5 protein-coding genes are annotated in these 2368 nt (G+C 61.9%); all 5 read left to right on the top strand.

Annotated features, from left to right (window positions below):
• Positions 1 to 256, top strand: a 256-nt coding sequence (gene lepB / locus HP499_RS23470) for a signal peptidase I (protein WP_172326453.1), incomplete at its 5' end; no start/stop codon positions are given.
• Positions 256 to 1032, top strand: a complete 777-nt coding sequence (locus HP499_RS23465; RefSeq protein WP_172326452.1) for a ribonuclease HII — start codon at positions 256 to 258, stop codon at positions 1030 to 1032. The genes lepB and HP499_RS23465, both read left to right, overlap by 1 nt.
• 90 nt (positions 1033 to 1122) lie before the next feature.
• Positions 1123 to 1467, top strand: coding sequence for a DUF2469 domain-containing protein (locus tag HP499_RS23460; RefSeq protein WP_018776202.1), 345 nt, complete (start codon positions 1123 to 1125; stop codon positions 1465 to 1467).
• A gap of 103 nt (positions 1468 to 1570) precedes the next feature.
• A complete protein-coding gene (locus tag HP499_RS23455) occupies positions 1571 to 1936 on the top strand; it encodes a YraN family protein (RefSeq protein WP_172326451.1) in 366 nt (121 codons plus the stop codon).
• Positions 1937 to 2368: magnesium chelatase domain-containing protein (locus HP499_RS23450; RefSeq protein WP_309138439.1), on the top strand; the 432-nt coding region annotated here is incomplete at its 3' end. It abuts the gene before it with no gap.

Here is a 2368-nt window from a genome sequence, read left to right as displayed (position 1 = left end):
CATCAACCCTGCCGAGATACCGCAGCCGAATGCGTTCGACATTGTTGTTCCAGAGGGCAAGGTCTGGGTAATGGGTGATAACCGTAATCATTCGGCAGACTCCCGGGCGCACCAGGAGAGCAACGGCGGCTTCATCAACATCGAAGACATTGAAGGTCGGGCTACTGTCATTGCCTGGCCCGTGAATCGCTGGACCTACCTCGACAACTTCCCGGACGTCTTCCGCGACGTCCCCGAGAGCACCCCGGCAAAATAATGGCAACAACGGCTGCCGGCTCCAAGATCAAGACCCAGGCCAAGTCTCCGGCCAAGAGCAACAAGAAGGCCAAACCCGCCACCAAGGCCAAGAGCCCTGTGGGTTTCCCCACCCTTGACGTGGAACGGTCCTTCTTGTCGCCCGGTGTCCGGTTGCTGGCCGGCGTGGACGAGGTGGGCCGCGGGGCGCTGGCGGGGCCCGTCAGTGTAGGGATAGCCGTGGTGAGCCTCGAGGACCATGGCTTGTTGGCCGATGTCCGGGACAGCAAACTTCTCAAGCCCGAGGACCGTGACAGGCTGGAGCCCCTGGTCCGTGACTGGGCAGTTGCCTCGGCGGTGGGGCATGCCTCGGCGCGGGAAATCGATGACATTGGCATCATTGCCGCACTTCGCCTGGCGGGCACCCGGGCGTGGTGCGAGATCCTGGCCGGCGGTGTCACCCCCGATGTTGTTCTGCTGGATGGCAGCCACAATTGGTTGTCGCCGGATGTCCAGGCCTCCCTCTTTGACGAGCCGGCCCTGGGCCCTTGGTGCGAAGCACCCGTCCATACCCGGGTCAAGGCGGACATGAGCTGCCTCAGTGTCGCCGCCGCCAGTGTCCTTGCCAAGGTGGCCCGTGACCGTATCATGGTGGACCTCCACTCGGAGGTCCCTGCCTACGGATGGAACGAAAACAAGGGCTATGCCACCTCCGCCCACAGGGACATGATCCGGCTCCAAGGGCCCAGCGCCTATCACCGGACCAGCTGGAACCTCACGGGGCCCGAGGCTGACTGAGTACCTACAGTTCGGCGCTGCGGCCTGACCGGCGCCGATGTGAGGCCTTCGGTGGCGGCTGCCGCCCGGCAGATAGTGCAAGATGGAAGTATGAGCGCCGAGGACCTTGAGAACTATGAAACCGATATGGAGCTTCAGCTCTACCGCGAGTACCGGGACGTTGTCGGTCTGTTCAGCTACGTTGTGGAAACTGAGCGGCGTTTCTACCTGGCCAATCACGTGGACCTACAGGCCCGCAGCGCGGATGGCGAAGTCTACTTTGACCTGACCCTGCAGGATGCGTGGGTGTGGGATGTTTACCGTTCAGCCCGGTTCGTCAAGAATGTCCGCGTCATTACGTTCAAGGACGTCAACGTCGAAGAACTGCCCCGCAGCGAAGACCTCGCCTTGCCGAAGGATGGGGGCCTCGGAGACCTCGGTGATCTGGGCAACTAACTGCTGACTCTTCCTCCACAGCAGTGCTCCGGGTGGGTTTACCCACATAGCCTCCTGCGCCCCTGCCGCTTACCGCCACCAGACGGAAAGCTGGTCATCGGAGGTGGTGGTCATGAGAGCAAAAGACCTGCTGGGCCGGAACGGCGAGGCACTTGCGGCCGGTTTCCTGGAAAACCAGGGGATGCGGATCGTTGATCGGAATTGGCGATGCGCAGACGGTGAAATCGACATCGTCGCGATCGAGGGCGACACCCTGGTGGTTGTTGAAGTCAAAACCCGCCGGAGCCTGGACTACGGTCATCCCTTTGAAGCGGTGGGCTCTGCCAAGTTGGCCCGGCTCCACAGGTTGGCTTCATCATGGTGCCGGGAACATGAGCTGAAAGCGCCCCGAAGACGTGTCGATGTCGTCTCAGTCATCGACAACGGCACGGGCGGGCCTGAGCTTGACCACTTGCGGGGTGTGGGCTGAGTGGGAGTGGGACGCAGCTACTGCGTTGCGCTGGTGGGCCTCAACGGGTACATCGTGGAGGTTGAAGCCGACATCGGCCAGACACTTCCCAACTTTGTCATTCTGGGCCTGCCCGATGCCGCACTGAATGAAGCGAAGGAAAGAATCAGGTCCGCGGCTCAAAACTCAGGGATTCCCTTGAGCCGGCGCAAGATCACAGCGAATCTCATACCGGCGTCCCTTCCTAAAAGGGGTTCCGGCTTCGACCTGGCCATCACCATGGCCGTTCTTTGCGCTGCCAATGATGTCCGGTCCATCGGTGGGACGGTTTTCATCGCGGAACTGGGATTGGACGGCAGGTTGAGGCCGGTACGGGGGATACTTCCGGCGGTGATGGCGGCAGTCCAAGCCGGGCATCCGGATGTGGTGGTGGCTGAGGCAAACGCCGCGGAA

It is taken from the genome of Paenarthrobacter sp. CM16 (assembly GCF_013179505.1).
GTDB lineage: Bacteria > Actinomycetota > Actinomycetes > Actinomycetales > Micrococcaceae > Arthrobacter.
This window is presented reverse-complemented; position numbering and strand designations above follow the sequence as displayed.

Excerpts from the sequence above, each read along its gene's own strand:
- HP499_RS23465 (WP_172326452.1), top strand. The coding sequence starts at position 256 with ATGGCAACAACGGCTGCCGGCTCCAAGATCAAGACCCAGGCCAAGTCT.
- HP499_RS23460 (WP_018776202.1), top strand. The coding sequence starts at position 1,123 with ATGAGCGCCGAGGACCTTGAGAACTATGAAACCGATATGGAGCTTCAG.